Raw genomic sequence first — 17,104 nt, 5'->3', positions numbered from 1 at the left:
CATGCTCGGGACGGCTCCGGCGCGATTGCTCGCATCCGTCATGCTGCTCGGGCTCGGCGGGTGCCTGCTCGGCCCCAACTACGTGCGCCCCGCGGTGGACGTGCCGGCCACCTATCGCTTCGCCCAGGGCGAGGCTGCGGGCATCGCCAACACCGCGTGGTGGGAGCAGTTTCAGGACCCGGTGCTCGATCAGCTGATCGCCACCGCGCTGCAGGACAATCGCGACGTGAAGGTCGCGGCCGCGCGGGTCGACGAGTTTAGGGGGCAGTTCGTGACCACGCGTTCCGCGCTGTTCCCACAACTGTCGGCAGGCGCCGACGCGTCGCGTCAACGCGTCTCGCAGGAGCAAGGCGTGCCGCTGCCCAACGGCGTGAGCCCCATCTACAACCAGTTCAACGCGTCGCTGTCGGTGGCTTGGGAAATCGATCTGTTCGGCAAGGTGCGCCGGGAAACCGAGGCGGCGCGCGCGAATCTGCTCGCGAGCGAAGAGGGCCGCCGCGCCACGATTCTGACACTGGTCGGCTCGGTTGCTTCGGCCTACATCAATCTGCGCAGTCTGGACCGGCAGCTCGACATCGCGAAGGAGACCGTGGAAAGCCGCGCGGAATCGGTGCGCGTTTTCGAGGCTCGCTTCCACGGCGGCGAGGTCTCGCAGATGGAGCTCGCGCAGAGCCAGTCGGAGTATCAAGCCGCCCGGGTCACGGTGCCGCAGATCGAAGCGCAGATCGCCCAGCAGGAAGACGCGCTGTCGGTATTGATCGGCAAGAATCCCGGCGCGATTCTGCGCGGCCGTGAACTGGCGCAGATGGGCACGCCTCAGATTCCCGAGGGGCTGCCGTCCGATCTGCTCGAACGCCGTCCCGACCTGCTGGAGGCCGAGCAGGCGTTGGTCGCGCAAAACGCGCTGATCGGCGCGGCGCGTGCGCTGTACTTCCCGTCCATCTCGCTGACGGGGCTTTTCGGTTCCGTCAGCACGCAGTTCTCGAATCTGTTCACCGGGCCCGCACGGGTGTGGTCATTTGCCGGCAGCGTCGCGCAGCCGATCTTCACGGCCGGCAACATCACCGGCCAGGTGCACCAGGCCGAAGCGCGCCAGCAGGAAGCGCTGTACTCGTACGAAAAGTCGATCCAGGTGGCGTTCCAGGAGGTCGAGGACGCGCTCGTGTCCGTGCAGAAGACGCATCAGGCACTCGATGCGCAAAACCTCCAGGTCGAGGCGCTGCACACCTACGCGCACCTCGCGCGGCAGCGTTACGAAGGCGGTTATACGAGCTACATCGAAGTGCTCGATGCGGAGCGGAGTCTCTTCAACGCGCAACTCACCTATACGCAAACCCAGGGCGCGGTGCTGACCGCGTTCGTCACGCTCTACAAGGCGATGGGCGGAGGCTGGGTGCTCGAGGCGGAAAAACTGACGGTGCCGCCGCCCGCAGAGCAAACGCCGACGGCGATGGCACCGGTCTCGCAGAACGCGCCCGCGCCGGCAGGACTTTCGGCCGCAGTGGAGGCGAGATGACGCACAACGAACTCATCGCCTGCGAAGAGTGCGACCTGCTTCAGCTCGGCGCGCCGCCCGCCGCCGGCAATGCGTTACGCTGCCAGCGTTGCCGCGCGGAGCTCAGACGAGGACGCTCGAACGGGCCCGAGTATGCGCTCGCCTTCACGTGCGCGTGCGCGGTGCTGCTCGTGATCTCGAACCTGTTTCCGATCGTCGGTCTGTCGCTGAACGGCCATATCGTGCAGACCACGCTCGCGGGCTCGGTGCGCATGCTGTACATCTACGGCACGTGGCCGCTCGCCATCCTGGTCGGCGTGACGACGATCGTCACGCCGGTGCTGCAGACCGTGGCGATGCTCTGGCTGCTGCTGCCGCTGCGCTTCGGGCGCTTGCCGTGGAGCGCGGCCAACGGCTTTCGTCTATTTCAGTTCGCGCGGCCGTGGGGCATGACCGAGGTGCTGATCCTCGGTCTGCTGGTCGCGCTCGTCAAGCTCGCGCATATCGCGAGGGTGGTGCCGGGCACCGCGCTGTGGTCGTTCATCGCGCTGATGCTGCTGCTCGCGGCCGCGTCGGCGACGTTCGATCCGCGCGAGGTGTGGGGGCGCATCACCGAGAGGGGCGGCGCCCGAGCATTTAAATTGCCGCCGCTGCGCTTGCGCCGCAACGCCATTACGGCCTCCGCCTACGAACTGGTGCTGTGCGAAGAATGCGGCCTGCTGGCCAGGCAGCCCGGCGGCGCTGGCAAGCATGTCTGTCCGCGCTGCAAGGCGCCGTTGCATCAGCGCAAGCCCGCCAGCCTGTCGCGGACCTGGGCGTATCTGATCGCCGCGATGGTGCTCTACATTCCGGCGAACGTGCTGCCCGTGATGCACACGAGCTCGCTGTTCGGCTCGCAGAAGGACACGATCATGAGCGGCGTGGTCTATCTGTGGGTGTCCGGCTCGTGGCTGCTTGCGCTGCTCGTGTTCATCGCGAGCATCGTCGTGCCGATGCTGAAGATTCTCGGCCTCGCGTATCTCGTGTTGTCGACGCAGCTTCATTCGCAATGGCTGCCGGGTCAGCGCACGCGGATCTATCGCATGATCGAGCTGATCGGGCGATGGTCGATGCTCGATATCTACGTGATCACGATGCTGGTCGCGCTGGTGCAGTTCCAGGCGCTGGCGACGATCACGGCCGGGCCGGCGGCGATCGCGTTCGGCGCGGTCGTGGTGCTGACGCTGCTCGCCGCGATGTCGTTCGATCCGCGCCTGATGTGGGACGCATTGGAGACAAACCGTGTCCACTCCGAATGAAGATCCCGATCTGCCTGCGGCGGAGCCGGTGCCGCGCTCGCGCTTGCGGATGCAACTGGTCTGGCTCGTGCCGATCGTCGCGATACTGATCGGCGGTTGGCTGGCAGTGAAGGCGGTAATGGAGCGCGGCGAGCAGATCAGCATCAGCTTCAAGACGGGCGACGGTCTCGAAGCGGGCAAGACGAAGCTCAAGTTCAAGGACGTCGATATCGGCGTGGTCGAAGCGGTCTCGCTGTCGCCGGACCACAAGCGCGTGGTGGCCAAGGCCGAGGTGACGCGCGACGTGTCGGACCTACTCGTCGACAACACCCACTTCTGGGTCGTGCGTCCGCGCATTTCGGGCGGCACGGTGTCGGGGCTCAGCACGCTGCTGTCGGGCTCGTATATCGACGTCGACGTCGGCAATTCGGACAAAGCGCGCCGCAGTTTCGTCGGCCTCGAGGAGCCGCCCGTGATCGCGAGCGACGTGCCGGGGCACGAGTACACGTTGCATGGAGTCGGACTCGGCTCGCTCGACGTGGGTACGCCCGTGTTCTTCCGCCGGCTCCAGGTGGGCCAGGTGGCGTCGTACCAGTTGGACCCCGACGGCCGCGGCGTCACGGTGAAGGTTTTCGTCAATGCGCCGTACGACCGGTTCGTGAGAACCGATACGCGCTTCTGGCACGCGAGCGGTATCGACGTGGCGTTCGACAGCAATGGCTTGCGCGTCGAATCGCAGTCGATCGTGTCGATCATCATCGGCGGCATCGCGTTCGAATCGCCGCCGGATTCGCAGGTCGTGACGGCCGCCGATGCCGCCACCCCGTTCGACCTGTACACCACGCGCGCCGACGCAATGAAGGTGCACGATCGCATCGTCGACAAATACGCGGTGAATTTCACGGATTCGGTACGCGGCTTGACGGTCGGCGCACCGGTCGATTTTCGCGGCGTCGTGATCGGCGAAGTGACGGCGATCTATACGCGCTTCGATCCGGTCACCCGCCGGTTCAGCATTCCCGTCGAGATCAATATCTATCCGGAGCGCTTCACGTCGCGCTATCAGAACGACGGCGCCGGCGGACGGATCACCGACAACCCGCGCAGTCTCGCCAACTACCTCGTCGAGCACGGCTTCCGCTTCCAGTTGAGAAGCGGCAATCCGCTGACCGGCCAGCTCTATCTCGCGCTGGACTATTTCGCCGACGTGCCGAAGGCGTCGATCGACTGGAGCAAGACGCCGCCCGAAATGCCCGCGACTCCGCGCACGCTGCAATCGCTGCAGGACTCGGTCACGCGTCTGCTCGCCAAGGTCAACGACATACCGTTCGGGGACATCGGCAAGGACGCGCGCTCGACGCTGCGCACGACCAACGCGATGCTCGCGGAGCTCAACACGCAAGTCGTGCCGAAAGCGCGCGACACGCTGCTGTCCGCGCAGTCCACGCTCGATTCCGCGAATGCCGCGCTGCAGCCGGACTCGTCGCTGCAGCAATCGACGGAAGACGCGATGCGCGAATTGACGCGCACCGCGGCCTCGCTGCGCACGCTGGCCGATTATCTGTCGCGGCATCCGGAATCGCTCGTGCGCGGCAAGTCGGAGGACCAGAAGCCATGAGATATGCGATGGCCCGCTTTATGGGCCGCCTGACGGCCGGCCTGATTCTCGCGCTCGTCGGCGCTTTGCTGGGCGCCTGCAAGTCGCCAACGACCAACTTCTACACGCTCAGCCCCGACGAGTCGCTGACCAGCACCGGCGCGAGCCCGCCCATCGCGGCGGTGATCGGTCCGGTCACGATACCCGACGTGGTGGACCGGCCGCAGATCGTCACGCGGATCGGCAACAACGAGGTCGAGGTCAACGAATTCGACCGCTGGGCGCAGCCGCTGAACGGCGGCATTGGCCGCGCGATCGCGGCCGACCTCGGCGCGCTGCTGAACTCGCAGCAGATTTCGGTGTTCGATGCGGTACGCGATCCTTCCGCGGTCTGGCACGTGCGGGTCGACGTGATGCGCTTCGAGTCCGTGCCGGGGCGCGACGTCACCGTCGACGTGCTATGGGCCGTGCGCCCGCCGGGCAACGGCCGCGCCGTCACCGGCCGGTCGGTCGCGCGCGAGACCGTGTCCGGTCCGGGTTTCGAGCCGATCATCGCCGCTCACGATCGCGCGCTCGCCTCGGTGAGTCGAGACATCGCCGCCGCGGTGCAAGCGAACCCGGCTCATTGACGCGTCGGACCGGGTCGCGGGCATACGACTTTGGTCCGATTGCCAGAGGCCGGGGCCGACTCCACGATTCAATCGATGCACGGCGCGCTCCCGAGCGACGATCGTGTAGCGCACCTTTCAGGAGTCGCCCGATGGACGCTGAAACGTTGTTGTCACATAGCCAGGACATTGCCGCGAAAATCACCCACGTGCTGCAAAAGCGCACGCAAATCGCCCAGCGGCATCTGAACGAGCGGGTCACCGACACGCTGGGGTTCGATCACAATGACAGCGTCCCGGCAAGCGTCGCGGCCACGCTGTTCGACCCGTTCAACGCATGGCAATACACCGTGGACGCCGCGCAGCGCTCGCTGCTCTTCTGGGACACGCTGTACCGGCGCGGCAACGAGTTCGTCGAACGCAGCGTCAGCGGTCCCAAGCCGGTACTGCATTTCGACTACGACATGCTGCTCGATGGCCGCACGTTCGAGCGGCCGGTCAACTATGCGCTGCTGCAACTTCGTCCGCTCGAAGGCGTGGGCGTCGACGTGCGCAAACGTCCGTATCTGATCATCGATCCGCGCGCCGGGCACGGCCCCGGCATCGGCGGCTTCAAGGACGATTCGCAGGCGGGCGTCGCGCTGCGCGCGGGCTACCCCGTCTACTTCGTGGTGTTCTTTCGTGATCCCGAGCCCGGTCAGACTCTGCTCGACGTGTGCAGCGCCGAGCAGCTATTCGTGCGCAAGGTACGCGCGCTGCATCCCGACAGTCCGAAGCCCGCGATCATCGGCAATTGCCAGGGCGGCTGGGCGGCGATGATGCTCGCCAGTTCCGATCCCGAAGAGACCGGCCCGATCGTCATCAACGGCGCACCGATGTCGTACTGGAGCGCGGCCTGGAGCGAAGGCGAGGGCGACAACCCGATGCGCTACGCGGGCGGCATGATGGGCGGCGCGTGGCTCGCGTCGTACGCGGCGGATCTCGGCAACGGCAAGTTCGACGGCGCGTATCTGGTGGAGAACTTCGAAAACCTTAACCCCGCCAACACGTTCTGGGACAAGTACTACCACCTGTTCTCGAACATCGACACCGAGCCGCCCCGCTTTCTGGAATTCGAGCGCTGGTGGGGCAGCTACTACCTGATGAATCGCGAGGAGATCGAATGGATCACGCGCAACCTGTTCGTCGGCAACAAGCTGTGGTCGGGCGGAGTAGCGGATAGCAGCGGCCAGACTTTCGATCTGCGTGAGATCCGCTCGCCGATCATCCTGTTCGCGTCGATGGGCGACAACATCACGCCGCCTCAACAGGCGTTCAACTGGGTGGCGGACCTGTATGGCAGCACCGAGGAGATCAAGTCGCGCGGCCAGGTGATCGTCGGTCTGACGCACGAAAACATCGGGCATCTGGGCATCTTCGTGTCCGGGAAAGTCGCGAAGAAGGAGCACAAGCAGATTGTCTCCGTACTCGAGACCATCGAAACGTTTCCGCCGGGCCTTTACGGCATGACCATCAGCGAGGCCAGGAACGCGGCCGGGGAGATCGAATACGCAGTCGAATTTCATGAGCGGCGGCTCGAGGAAATAGCCGCGCATCTGAACCGCTTCGGCCGCATCGACGAAAAGCCGTTCGAAGCAGTCGCGGCGGTGTCCAATCTGAATCAGCGCATGTATGAACTGCTCGCGCAGCCGTTCGTGCAGGCGATGTCGAACGAAACGAGCGCCCGCATGCTGCGCCAGTTTCATCCGCTGCGCTGGCAGCGCTGGGCCGTGTCCGCGATGAACCCGTGGCTTGGCTGGCTGCCGGCGGCCGCACAAGCCGTTCGTGACAATCGCCAGCGGACCGCCGCCGATAATCCGTGGAGCAAGCTCGAACACAACGGCTCGCAAATGATCAGCGCGTCCCTCGACTATTACCGCGCGATGCGCGACGCGGCGACCGAGGCCAGCTTCTTCAGCGTGTACGCGAATCTGTATGCGACGTATCTCAGCAAGCCGTCCGCGGACAGCACGCCCGCGCAAGCCGGCGCGATCGATCCGCGCGAGCTGCCGTTCGTGCGTACGGCGCTCAAGGCGATCGGCGACGGCGGCTACACGGAGGCGCTGGCGCGCGCGGCGTTCCTGTTGTCGCAGAAGGGCGCGTCGTTGCCGCTCGCGCGCTTCGAGCTGCGCAAGGAGATCGCCGAAAGTTACGCGGAGTACCTGCCGGACATCAGCCCCGATCACTGGCGGCGCATCCGGGGCGAGCAGGAAATCATCGTCAGCTTCGAACCGGATGAGGCGATTGCCACGCTGCCGAAGCTGCTTTCCCACAGCGAGGACCGCGAGCGCTTTCTGCAACTGCTCGACAAGCTGGTGAGCGACGAGCGCGTGCTGAACTCCGCGCCCGACGCCGCGCAAAAGGACGCATACGAACGCATCCGCGCGGTGCTGGGTCCGCGCGTGAGCCGCAAGCGCGACGCGCGTTTGCCCGACCGCACTCGCGCGTGAGCGACCGGCGCGATGCGCGGCCGGACGTGAACGCGCCACAAGCGTAAGCACGGCGCGCCGCGCGGCGCGAACCCAACCCGCCGTACACAAGAGGAATACGTCGATGGAAAAGCACGCGAAGTATCAGCGGCTGATCGAATTCAGCCAGACACTGCCGGCATTGCCGACAGCGGTCGCGCATCCATGCGACCCGAGTTCGCTCAACGGCGCGGTCGAAGCGGCCGGGATGCGACTGATCGCGCCGCTGCTGGTCGGGCCGCGCGCGCGCATCGAAGCGATTGCCGCGGAGCACGAGATCGACATATCGGACTTCACGATCGTCGATGCGCCGCATAGCCATGCCGCTGCCGCCATGGCCGTGCAACTGGTGCGCGAAGGCAAGGCGGAGGCCCTGATGAAAGGCAGCCTGCATACGGACGAGCTGATGGCCGAAGTGATTCGCCGCGAGGGGGGCCTGCGCACCGAGCGGCGCGTCAGCCATTGCTTCGTGATGGACGTGCCCGCCTACGAGAACGCGCTGATCATCACCGACGCCGCGATCAACATCGCGCCGACGCTCGAAGAGAAGGTCGACATCCTGCAGAACGCGATCGACCTCGGGCACGCGCTGAAGCTGGACGAAGTGCGCGTGGCGATCCTGTCGGCGACCGAGAGCGTCAATCCGAAGATTCCATCGACGGTGGAAGCGGCTGCGCTGTGCAAGATGGTGGATCGCGGCCAGATTACCGGCGCGCTCGTCGACGGTCCGCTCGCGCTCGACAACGCGATCAGCCTCGAAGCCATGCGCATCAAGCGCATCGAGTCGCGGGTTGCCGGACGCGCCAATGTATTGATGGTGCCGGACCTTGAAGCGGGCAACATGCTCGCGAAGAGCCTGTCGTTTCTCGCCGGCGCGGACGCGGCGGGTATCGTGCTCGGCGCGCGCGTGCCGATCATTCTGACGAGCCGCGCGGATTCGCTGACGACGCGTCTCGCGTCGTGCGCGGTCGCCGCGCTGGTGGCGAAGGCGCGGCGCGAGGCCGGCAAGGTGCTGGGGTGACGTCATGGCGGATGTGATCCTCGTATTGAACGCCGGGTCGTCGAGCCTCAAGTTCAGCGCCTTCGACGCGCAACACGCGCAACTCGAACTGATTCTGCGCGGCCAGATCGAAGCGCTCTACACGAGCCCGCGGTTTCGCGCGACCGATCGTGACGGCGAGGCCAGCTCGCACGAATGGGGCGATGGCTACCAGCTCGGTCATCAGGGCGCGATCGAATATCTGGGCGGTTTTTTACGCGACCACGGCGGCGGCGAGCAGCTCAAGGCGGTCGGGCATCGCGTCGTGCACGGCGGGCAGCACTTTGCCGGGCCCGTCGTCGTGACCTCCGACGTGCTCGACGAGCTGGAGAGCCTGAGCCCACTCGCGCCGCTCCATCAGCCGCATAACCTGAAACCGATTCGCATCCTCGCGCAGTTGCGTCCCGAGCTTGCCCAGGTCGCGTGCTTCGACACCACGTTTCATCGCACGCAGACCGAGACCGCGCAGGCCTATGCGCTGCCCGCGTCGATTACCGGGCGCGGCGTGCGGCGCTACGGTTTTCACGGGCTGTCGTACGAATACATCGCGAGCGTGCTGCCGCAGATCGCGCCGGCCGCGGCGGGGGGACGCACCGTCGTCGCGCATCTGGGCAACGGCGCCAGCATGTGCGCGATGGTCGCGGGCAAGAGTGTGGCCAGCACGATGGGCTTCACGGCGGTGGAAGGCCTGCCGATGGGCACGCGTTGCGGCACCCTCGACCCCGGCGTGATTCTGTATCTGCTCGACGAGTTGCAGATGGATTCGCGGGCGATCGCGGACCTGCTCTACAAAGGCTCGGGGTTGCTCGGTATGTCGGGCCTCTCGGGCGACATGCGCGCACTGCTCGACAGCGCCGACCCGCGCGCGCGCTTTGCCATCGACGTGTACACCTACCGCATCGGGCGCGAACTCGGCAGTCTCGCCGCGGCGATGCAAGGTCTCGACGCACTGGTGCTGACGGCTGGCATCGGCGAACACGCCGTCGCGATCCGCGAGCGCATCGTGCGCGATGCGGCGTGGCTCGGGGCCGAACTCGACGACGCGGCCAATCGGGCGGGCGGCCCGCTGATCAGCCGCGCTTCGAGCAAGCTGCCGGTCTGGGTCGTGCCCACCAACGAGGAACTGATGATCGCCCGCCATACGCTCGCTTTCGTCGCATAGAGGAGTTTCACCATGTCTGTCGAGCAATCGCGTTTGATTCTGGAAGGAACAAAGGCTCTCGTGACCGGCGTCGCCAACGAAGCTTCGATTGCCTATGGTTGTGCGAAGGCGTTTCACGAACTCGGCGCGAGCGTTGCGCTCACCTATGCGAACGACAAGGCGCTGCCGCATGTGGAACCGATTGCGAAAGCACTCGATGCCGAGATCTTCATGCCGCTCGACGTAACGGGCGAGGGCGCGATGGAGGCCGTTTTCGATCGGATCGAGAAGACCTGGGGGCGCCTCGATATTCTCGTTCACGCGATTGCCTGGGCGCCGAAAGCGGATTTGCATGGCGGACTGCTGCGATCGTCGCGCGAAGGCTTCCTGAGCGCGATGGACATCTCCTGTCATTCATTCGTGCGGATGGCGCGCCTTGCCGCGCCGCTGATGAAAGACGGCGGCACCATGCTGACGATGAGCTATTACGGCGCGAACAAGGTCGTGCCGAACTACAACCTGATGGGCCCCGTCAAGGCGGCGCTCGAAGCCTGCGCGCGCTATCTCGCGTTCGAGCTGGGGCCGAACGGCATCCGCGTGCACGCGATATCTCCCGGGCCGCTGAAGACCCGCGCCGCATCGGGCTTGAAGGATTTCGAGCTGCTGCTCAACGAAGCGGTGCAGCGCGCGCCGATCGGCGAACTGGCCGACATCATGGATGTCGGTTATAGCTGCGCGTTTCTGGCCACGCCGTATGCGCGGCGGCTTTCCGGTTCCACGTTGTATATCGACGGCGGACTGAACATCGTGGCATAGGGTATGTAAACAGACCCTAGGGAGTAAGCATCATGGCTGAACTGTTTCTTGGAAACGTCGAGGAAAGCGTCTCGGACGAAGAGATCGGCGAGTTCCTGATCCGGTACGGGTTCCCGCGCTTCAGCTCGATCCAGCGGGTGCACGGCACGGGCTCGAGGCCCGGCGCGGTGGTCGTGTTCGACGCCGTGAGCAGGGACGGACTGCGCGTGCTGCAAAACCGCGTCCATAACCTGTTCTGGAAGAACCACACGATCGTCGCGCAGCTGCTGCCGGAGCGCGACGAATCGTGACGGGCGACGGGAGCCGGGCATGGGTCTGCTGTCGCGGTGGCTGACGAAGCGCGCCGGGTCCGAAGCGAGCTACGATCCGCAGGCGAGGGCAATCGTCGAGCGAATCGTTGGACTCTGTCCGTCGTTGCGGCTCGCGCGCAATTACGCGTCGCGCCTGCTGCCCGCCGTGCAACACACAACCGCCTATCTGGTCCGGCTCGTCGATGAAGTGCCGCCCGCGCGCGAAGCGAACGCGGCGGCCTGGGCGTCGGACCCGTACATCCACGCCTTTTTCGCCACGCCCGACGACGTGTGTCCGCCCTTTAACCGCTCGCACGAACTCAACGTATTTTTCAACGATCGTCCCGCTGCCGACGAAGCCTTCGCGGTGCTCGGCATGGCCATCGACGAGCGACATATTTTCGGTGTCGGGCAATACGGCGAGGCGACGCATACCGACATCGCGCAGACGACGATCAACTTCAGCGATCACCAGGTGCGCGTGTGCGGCGAATCCGAAGCCGCATTGCGACGGGAAATCGTGCTGCGGATCGTCGATCAGCTCGTGCTCGAAGGCATCGCTAAGATCGAGGCCGATACCTCGCGGCAGGACGAACTGCAACGCGAAAAGGCGCTTCTGAAAACGCGCCTGACGATTCTCGAACGGCAGGGGGCGGGCGTGCGCTCGTTGCTCGGCAGCGACGCGCCGTCGAATTTCGCGGAAGTGGCGCGGCTGCAGGCGCAGATCGAGGAGAACGATCGCGCTCTGGCGCAGTTGGGCCTGAAGACCGAAGCGCTGGAGCGGCATCTCGATCTGGTTTGCGGCGTGCTGGCGGCGCCGGATGCACATTTCTATGTGATGAAGAGCACGTTCCGGCTCGACCGGATGAACGTCGTCGTGGCAGAGGGGGATGCGCGGCCCGCGCACGAAATCGAGTTTCGCCTTGCGCGTCTGCCGGCGAGTCCCAACGCGATACGGGTCTTCTCGACGGTGCGCTTTCGGCGCGGCGATTTCGCGCCGCCCCGCAGCACGCTGCAGCATGCGCATCGTCTGATCTGACGCGAGCCGTGCTTTGGTTCGCTCATGAAAGAGCCTTTCCGCTCTGATCGTCCGGCCCCGAAGCGAGGCTTGCGGCATGCGCGGCTTCTGCCAGACCGGCCGGATCGTCCTGCGCCGATACGCGGTTCGGTAGCGCGATCCATGCGAGCAGCAGATGGTAGGTGACGGCGAGAATGACCGGGCCGATGAAGAGGCCGACCGGCCCCACCGCGATCAGGCCGCCGAGCACGCCCGCGAGAATCAGCACCAACGGCAGCGCGACGGCGCGGCGAATCAGTATCGGCCGCAGAACGTTGTCGAGCGCTGACACGCAGAGGGCCCAGACGAGCAGCACGATCGCCGTCAGCTGCGAGTCGTGCATGAAGAGCCAGATCACGCAGCCGAGCATTGGCAACAGCGGGCCCAGTTGCACGAGACACATGACGAACACCAGCGCGCTCAACACCGCCGCGAACGGAATGCCCGCGAGCCAGATGCCGGCCGCGCCGAGTGACGCCTGCACCAGTGCGGTCACGACGACGCCGAGTGCGATCGCGCGGATCGACTGTCCGGTCAGATGCACGATGCCCTTGCCGTTGTTCGGTGCAACCCGCAACGCCAGGGCGGTCACCAACTCGACCGCGGCCTCGCCCTTGGCGTACAACAGGCCGCACAGAATGATCATCAGAAGCAGATGCAACGCGAATGCGCCGACGAGCCCCATCTGAACCAGCAGCCATTTGGCGAGCACGGCGGCATAGGGCTCGATCCTCGCCAGCATGCCGCCCGGTCCCGCTTCGGACAGTCGTTGCCATTCGCGCGTGAAGTGCTCGGTCAACGGTACGCCGGTCAGCCAGCGCGGGGGCGACGGAAGCGAGTAGTCAGGCAGGCCTTTGACGAAGTCCATGATGTCGTCGGCATGATCGGCAAGCGTGGACACCGCGCCGTAGGTCGGAATGCAGATCACCACGACTTCGGCCAGCAGCATGATCATCACGGCGAGCCAGCGCCGGCCGCCGAGGTGCTGCTGGAGCTTGAGCATCAGCGGCCAGGTAGTGACGACGATCGTCGTGCCCCATATCAACGCGGGCACGAACGGATGCACGATGTAAAGGCTGCCGCCGATCAGCAACAGCAGCGCGCCGATGGCCAGCAGGATCTGCGCGAGATCGACCGTGGGCCGCAGCAATTGACGCGGCGCTTCAGGCCGCGGCTGCGGCTCCGGCTGCGGGGGGCGTTGGGCCGTGTCCGCCATTGTGTTTGCGGTTCCTCCCGAATGGCTCGCTGAGCTGATCGGCAAGCTCACGCGCGCGGGCCAGGCATGTCCGCTATTTGCTGGCGAGCGGCTCCACGGAGATGGCCACCGCCTCCGTATAGACCGCTTGCATCTGGTCGCCTTTTTTGATCCGCTTGAGCTGTTCGGGGTCCTGCACGATCAGGTCCACCGTATTGCCTTGCGGGCCTTTCAGCGTGACCGCGCCGCTCTGGTGATCGACGGCGACCACGCTCGCCATGATCGTGACTTCGCGCGAGGCCGAGCCGCCGGGTTTCGCGCCCGCCGGCGTGCGATTGAGCATTTGCGTTTCGTTGGCGGTCAGCGGCGCGTTGCCTTTTTTCAGCGTGATGGTCAGAGCCTGCGAATACTCGGCTTTGACCACGTCGCCGACCCTGATCTGATCGAAGTTGCGGGCTTCCTCGCCGACCACGACCTGCACGACCTTGCCCTTCGGATCCTTGAGCCAGACGGTGCGGGTTTCCGGCTCGATGCCGACGACAGTCGACGTCGTTTTGACCGTGCCCGACATGCTCACTTTGCCGGGCTCGCTCTTGACCACGACCGGTGCTTCCGTCTGAGCGAACCCCGTATTCGCGAGACACACGAGCGCCGCCGCGATGATGAGTTTGCCGTTTGTCATGCTGCTCTCCTTGAACGCCGCGAATGGACGCGCGCTTGCGCGCTCATTGGACCGTGTAGCCCCGCCCGGACATGCACGCGGCGAATGCGCGATTGAACGTGTCCATCGAGCCCTGCGTTTGCGTCTGCGACTGTGCCGCGGCCGCGCGCCGGTTCTGCCGCGCGCGCGATCCGCCGACCATCGTGCCGGTCGCGGCGCCGATGGCGGCGCCCTTGCCGGCATCGCCCGCAATCGCGCCGATGACCGCGCCGCCGGCCGCGCCGCGCGCGGCGCCCTGCACGCGCTCGCCGCCTCCCACCGCGGGTCCGGAAGGCGGGGGCGGGGCATTGGCGACCGCGGTCGGGTCGACGCCGGTATTACTGCGCGCCCACGAATAGCACGCGCCTTCGTCCTGCTGCTGTTGCTGCTGGCTTTGACCTCTGGCCGGATAGGCAATCGGCCGCGATTGCGCCAGGCCTTCCAACGACAGCGATGCGGTCAACGCGGCGACAATGAAGTATTTCGTCGATTTATTCACGACAGCTCCTTGCGTGAGCACGCGCGGGTGCAAGTCGCCGGCTGCCTGTTCGCTCAGGCGTGAGGGCGCAACCGGCACCCGTGAATGGAAACTCTGCTGGGACCGGTTGCCGCGCGGTGGTCGCGCAGCAATGGCAGGTTCGCTTTCATCATGGCGTCGCAGGCCTGTCGCGCGCAATGGGACCAAGGTCGTATTTGCAATCCCGTCCCTGGTTTCCAAACTGTATGCATGCAACAGGTGCATGTCGTTTCCATTGCTTCGGAGAACTGTCTGTCAAACATGGCGACTCAGGAATGCCGGGCAGCATGGCAAGCCGGGGGGCGCTGACGAAGCGCGAGGGGAAGCATCGATGGACCGCGATCCGCGTGCTCTTGCACGCATTATTCCGTTTGCAACGGTCGACAGTCGCGCGCGACGTGTCAGCCATGTGCTGGGCGCGGCGCTTCTCGCGTGCTGCGGCGCGTTCTGCGCTGTGTTGTCGCTGGCGCAGGCGCCGGCCGCGAACGCCCCTGCGAACGCCGCCCCGAACGCCCCCATTCCCGCGGCGACGCTCGACAAACTCGTCGGACCGATCGCGCTATATCCGGACGACCTGGTCGCGATCATCCTTCCCGCCTCCACTTATCCCGTCGAAATCGTCCAGGCCGACCGCTTTCTCGATCAGTACAAGACCAACAAGTCGTTGAAGCTCAACGACGCGTGGCACGATCCGGTGAAGGCGCTGCTGAATTACCCCGACATCGTCAAGAACATGAGCAACGATCTCGACTGGACCATCAATCTAGGCGAAGCCGTTGTTGCCGATCAGAGCTCGGTGCTCCAGGCGATTCAGCGCTTCCGCCGGCAAACGCAGTCGGCGGGGCATCTGAAGTCCGACGACAAACAGGTCGTGGTCGTCGAGAAAGAAGTGATCAAGATCCAGCCGGCCGATCCGCAGGTGATCTACGTCCCGCAGTACAACCCGCAGACCGTCGTCGTGGCAAGTGCGCCCGTGACCTACGCCTACGCGCCCACGCCGTATCCGGCCTACTACTATCCGTACGCGCCCGGCGCCGCACTCGCGACGGGGCTGATCTGGGGCGCGGCGATTACCGCTGCGTGGAACGGCGGACACTATGAAACGAATTACGGAGGCGGCGGCAACAACAACATCAATATCAACCGCGAAAGAAACGTCGAACGTGGTGATAGAAATGTCGAGCGCGGTGATAGAAACGTCGAACGTGGTGATAGAAACGTCGAGCGCGGCAATATCAACACGGGCGACATCAACCGCGGCGGTGGTCGCGCGCAGGGAGGGGGCTCGTCAGCGTGGACCCCGGACAAGAAGCCGGGGCAGGTCAGCGGCGTCGCGGACCGCTCGGCGCGCACGCAACGGGTCGGCGATCCGCCCTCTCGCGGCGGCGGTGCAGGTGCAGGCGGCGGTCTCGCAGGCGGAAATCGTGGCGGTGCGGGCGGCGGTGCGGGCGCAAACTTCGCGGGCGGTGGCGGTGGCGGTGGCGCGGGCGGTGGTGGGGGCGCGAACTTCGCGGGCGCTGGCGGTGGCGCGGGCGGTGGCGCGGGCGCGCAAGGGCGGCCGCAGCCGAGCCAGCGTCCGGCGACGTCGGCGGGCACACGGGAAGCGAATCCGCGCGCGGCGCAGTCGCGCGGCGGCGACGCGTTCAGCGGCTACGGCTCGGCGCGCGACGCGCAGGCCAACAGCGCGCGCGGCGCGGCGAGCCGTCAATCGGCGCAAGGCGGCGGCGGATTTTCCGGCGGTGGCGGCGGACGCGGCGGCGGTGGTGGTTTCTCGCCGCGGGCCGGCGGTGGCGGTGGCGGCCGCGGCGGCGGCGGACGGCGATAAGGAGCAGCCATGAGCGGGCAGAGCATCCCCGGAAAGCGCGCACGCGACGATTTGCGGCGGCGTGTCGCGTCATCGCGCCGACTGTGCGCGATGGTGCTCGCGCTGTCGGTTCCGTTGGCCGCGTTCGCCGAAGGGCAGCGAACGTTCGCCACACCGGAAGACGCGGTCGCCGCGCTGTCCAGCGCACTGAAGACCGACGACGAAGCGGCGCTCGTCGCGATCTTCGGCGAAGCGCACAAAAGCCTCGTGGTTTCGCCCGATCAGGCGGAGAACGAGGCGAACTGGGCCAAGGCGAGCAAGGAGCTCGACGCCTATCATGTGCTCGACGACAGGGGACCGAACCGGCGGATTCTGCTGGTCGGCGACGAGGCGTGGCCCATGCCGGTGCCGATCGTGAAAGAGGGGGGCACGTGGCACTTCGCCACGGAGCAGGGCGAAGAAGAACTGATCAATCGACGGATCGGCTCCAACGAGCGCGAAGCGATCAAGGTGCTGCAGGCCTATATCGACGCGCAGCGCCAATACGCGTCGCAAGACCGAAACCACGACGGCCTGCTCGAATACGCGCAAAAACTGGCCAGCACGCCGGGCCGGCACGACGGCCTCTATTGGCACACCGACCAAAACAGCGACGAGGAGGAGAGTCCATTCGGCCCGCTCGTGGCCGCCAGCTCCGAATATCTGAAAGGCCACGCGGCGGGAGATCCCTACCGAGGCTACCAGTTCCGCATTCTGACGCGCCAGGGCAAGAGCGCGCCGGGCGGGGCGTTCAGCTATGTGATCAACGGGCACATGATCGCGGGCTTCGCGATGGTCGCTTATCCGGCGCACTACGGCACGAGCGGTGTGATGACCTTCGTGGTCAACAACAACGGCGTGATCTATCAGAAGGACCGTGGCGCGCATGCGCCGCCCGTGACCGAGTTCAATCCGGATCGCACGTGGCAGCGTGTCAAGGAACCGCTCTGAGCGGCTTCGGGGTGCGCTGAAGCCATGGCCGCAGAACGCGCCGGTGCTTCCGTCAAGTCAGCTTCCATACT

14 protein-coding genes and 1 pseudogene are annotated in these 17,104 nt (G+C 65.8%); 12 read left to right on the top strand and 3 right to left on the bottom strand.

Features of this window, described 5'->3' with window-relative positions; genetic code table 11:
- Position 1: 1 nt before the first annotated feature.
- From OKW43_RS03820 to OKW43_RS03775, 10 genes and pseudogenes are all read left to right on the top strand, one after another.
- On the top strand, positions 2-1,516 hold the full coding sequence (locus tag OKW43_RS03820; RefSeq protein ID WP_187633388.1) for an efflux transporter outer membrane subunit: 1,515 nt from the start codon (positions 2-4) through the stop codon (positions 1,514-1,516).
- Complete coding sequence (locus OKW43_RS03815) at positions 1,513-2,793, top strand: paraquat-inducible protein A (RefSeq protein ID WP_187633387.1); 1,281 nt, start codon at positions 1,513-1,515, stop codon at positions 2,791-2,793. The genes OKW43_RS03820 and OKW43_RS03815 overlap by 4 nt, the downstream gene beginning before the upstream one ends.
- Positions 2,777-4,390, top strand: coding sequence for an intermembrane transport protein PqiB (locus OKW43_RS03810; RefSeq protein WP_187633386.1), 1,614 nt, complete (start codon positions 2,777-2,779; stop codon positions 4,388-4,390). The genes OKW43_RS03815 and OKW43_RS03810 overlap by 17 nt, the downstream gene beginning before the upstream one ends.
- A gap of 8 nt (positions 4,391-4,398) precedes the next feature.
- Entirely contained in the window at positions 4,399-4,998 is a 600-nt protein-coding gene (locus OKW43_RS03805) for a PqiC family protein (protein WP_246529981.1), read from the top strand.
- A gap of 131 nt (positions 4,999-5,129) precedes the next feature.
- Positions 5,130-7,466 carry a DUF3141 domain-containing protein gene (locus tag OKW43_RS03800; protein WP_187633385.1) on the top strand — a complete coding sequence of 779 codons (2,337 nt, stop codon included), beginning with the start codon at positions 5,130-5,132 and terminating at the stop codon, positions 7,464-7,466.
- A gap of 34 nt (positions 7,467-7,500) precedes the next feature.
- Positions 7,501-8,505 (top strand): annotated as a pseudogene (locus tag OKW43_RS03795) (phosphate acetyltransferase); the annotation flags it as partial.
- Positions 8,506-8,509: 4 nt separating this feature from the next.
- A complete protein-coding gene (locus OKW43_RS03790) occupies positions 8,510-9,685 on the top strand; it encodes an acetate/propionate family kinase (protein WP_187633383.1) in 1,176 nt (391 codons plus the stop codon).
- Positions 9,686-9,697: 12 nt separating this feature from the next.
- Positions 9,698-10,480, top strand: a complete 783-nt coding sequence (gene fabI, locus OKW43_RS03785) for an enoyl-ACP reductase FabI (protein WP_429445367.1) — start codon at positions 9,698-9,700, stop codon at positions 10,478-10,480.
- A gap of 32 nt (positions 10,481-10,512) precedes the next feature.
- Entirely contained in the window at positions 10,513-10,770 is a 258-nt protein-coding gene (locus OKW43_RS03780; RefSeq protein WP_187633381.1) for an RNA-binding protein, read from the top strand.
- 19 nt (positions 10,771-10,789) lie between these two features.
- A complete protein-coding gene (locus OKW43_RS03775; RefSeq protein ID WP_429445365.1) occupies positions 10,790-11,809 on the top strand; it encodes a hypothetical protein in 1,020 nt (339 codons plus the stop codon).
- Between the two features lie 22 nt (positions 11,810-11,831).
- On the opposite strand, the gene ydiK is transcribed toward OKW43_RS03775, so the two are convergent.
- From ydiK to OKW43_RS03760, 3 genes are all read right to left on the bottom strand, one after another.
- Positions 11,832-13,043 carry an AI-2E family transporter YdiK gene (ydiK, locus tag OKW43_RS03770; RefSeq protein WP_429445363.1) on the bottom strand — a complete coding sequence of 404 codons (1,212 nt, stop codon included), beginning with the start codon at positions 13,041-13,043 and terminating at the stop codon, positions 11,832-11,834.
- 73 nt (positions 13,044-13,116) lie between these two features.
- A complete protein-coding gene (locus OKW43_RS03765; protein ID WP_429445361.1) occupies positions 13,117-13,704 on the bottom strand; it encodes a hypothetical protein in 588 nt (195 codons plus the stop codon).
- Between the two features lie 43 nt (positions 13,705-13,747).
- Positions 13,748-14,221 carry a glycine zipper family protein gene (locus tag OKW43_RS03760; RefSeq protein WP_429445359.1) on the bottom strand — a complete coding sequence of 158 codons (474 nt, stop codon included), beginning with the start codon at positions 14,219-14,221 and terminating at the stop codon, positions 13,748-13,750.
- A gap of 349 nt (positions 14,222-14,570) precedes the next feature.
- Between OKW43_RS03760 and OKW43_RS03755 the strand changes: the two genes are divergently transcribed.
- Positions 14,571-16,064, top strand: a complete 1,494-nt coding sequence (locus OKW43_RS03755) for a DUF3300 domain-containing protein (RefSeq protein WP_429445357.1) — start codon at positions 14,571-14,573, stop codon at positions 16,062-16,064.
- A 9-nt stretch (positions 16,065-16,073) separates the two neighbouring features.
- Positions 16,074-17,033 carry a DUF2950 domain-containing protein gene (locus OKW43_RS03750; protein WP_429445355.1) on the top strand — a complete coding sequence of 320 codons (960 nt, stop codon included), beginning with the start codon at positions 16,074-16,076 and terminating at the stop codon, positions 17,031-17,033.
- The last annotated feature ends 71 nt before the right edge of the window (positions 17,034-17,104 follow it).

This window comes from Paraburkholderia sp. WC7.3g (assembly GCF_050436345.1).
GTDB lineage: Bacteria > Pseudomonadota > Gammaproteobacteria > Burkholderiales > Burkholderiaceae > Paraburkholderia > Paraburkholderia podalyriae.
The sequence above is the reverse complement of the archived record's forward strand: the minus strand, read 5'-3'. Positions and strand labels throughout refer to the sequence as shown.

Bases quoted from the DNA above. Each gene is read 5' to 3' on its own strand.
- OKW43_RS03755 (WP_429445357.1), top strand. From the start codon at position 14,571: ATGGACCGCGATCCGCGTGCTCTTGCACGCATTATTCCGTTTGCAACG.
- OKW43_RS03790 (WP_187633383.1), top strand. From the start codon at position 8,510: ATGGCGGATGTGATCCTCGTATTGAACGCCGGGTCGTCGAGCCTCAAG.
- fabI (WP_429445367.1), top strand. From the start codon at position 9,698: ATGTCTGTCGAGCAATCGCGTTTGATTCTGGAAGGAACAAAGGCTCTC.
- OKW43_RS03750 (WP_429445355.1), top strand. From the start codon at position 16,074: ATGAGCGGGCAGAGCATCCCCGGAAAGCGCGCACGCGACGATTTGCGG.
- OKW43_RS03800 (WP_187633385.1), top strand. From the start codon at position 5,130: ATGGACGCTGAAACGTTGTTGTCACATAGCCAGGACATTGCCGCGAAA.
- OKW43_RS03775 (WP_429445365.1), top strand. From the start codon at position 10,790: ATGGGTCTGCTGTCGCGGTGGCTGACGAAGCGCGCCGGGTCCGAAGCG.
- OKW43_RS03765 (WP_429445361.1), bottom strand. From the start codon at position 13,704: ATGACAAACGGCAAACTCATCATCGCGGCGGCGCTCGTGTGTCTCGCG.
- OKW43_RS03780 (WP_187633381.1), top strand. From the start codon at position 10,513: ATGGCTGAACTGTTTCTTGGAAACGTCGAGGAAAGCGTCTCGGACGAA.
- ydiK (WP_429445363.1), bottom strand. From the start codon at position 13,043: ATGGCGGACACGGCCCAACGCCCCCCGCAGCCGGAGCCGCAGCCGCGG.
- OKW43_RS03815 (WP_187633387.1), top strand. From the start codon at position 1,513: ATGACGCACAACGAACTCATCGCCTGCGAAGAGTGCGACCTGCTTCAG.
- OKW43_RS03820 (WP_187633388.1), top strand. From the start codon at position 2: ATGCTCGGGACGGCTCCGGCGCGATTGCTCGCATCCGTCATGCTGCTC.
- OKW43_RS03805 (WP_246529981.1), top strand. From the start codon at position 4,399: ATGGCCCGCTTTATGGGCCGCCTGACGGCCGGCCTGATTCTCGCGCTC.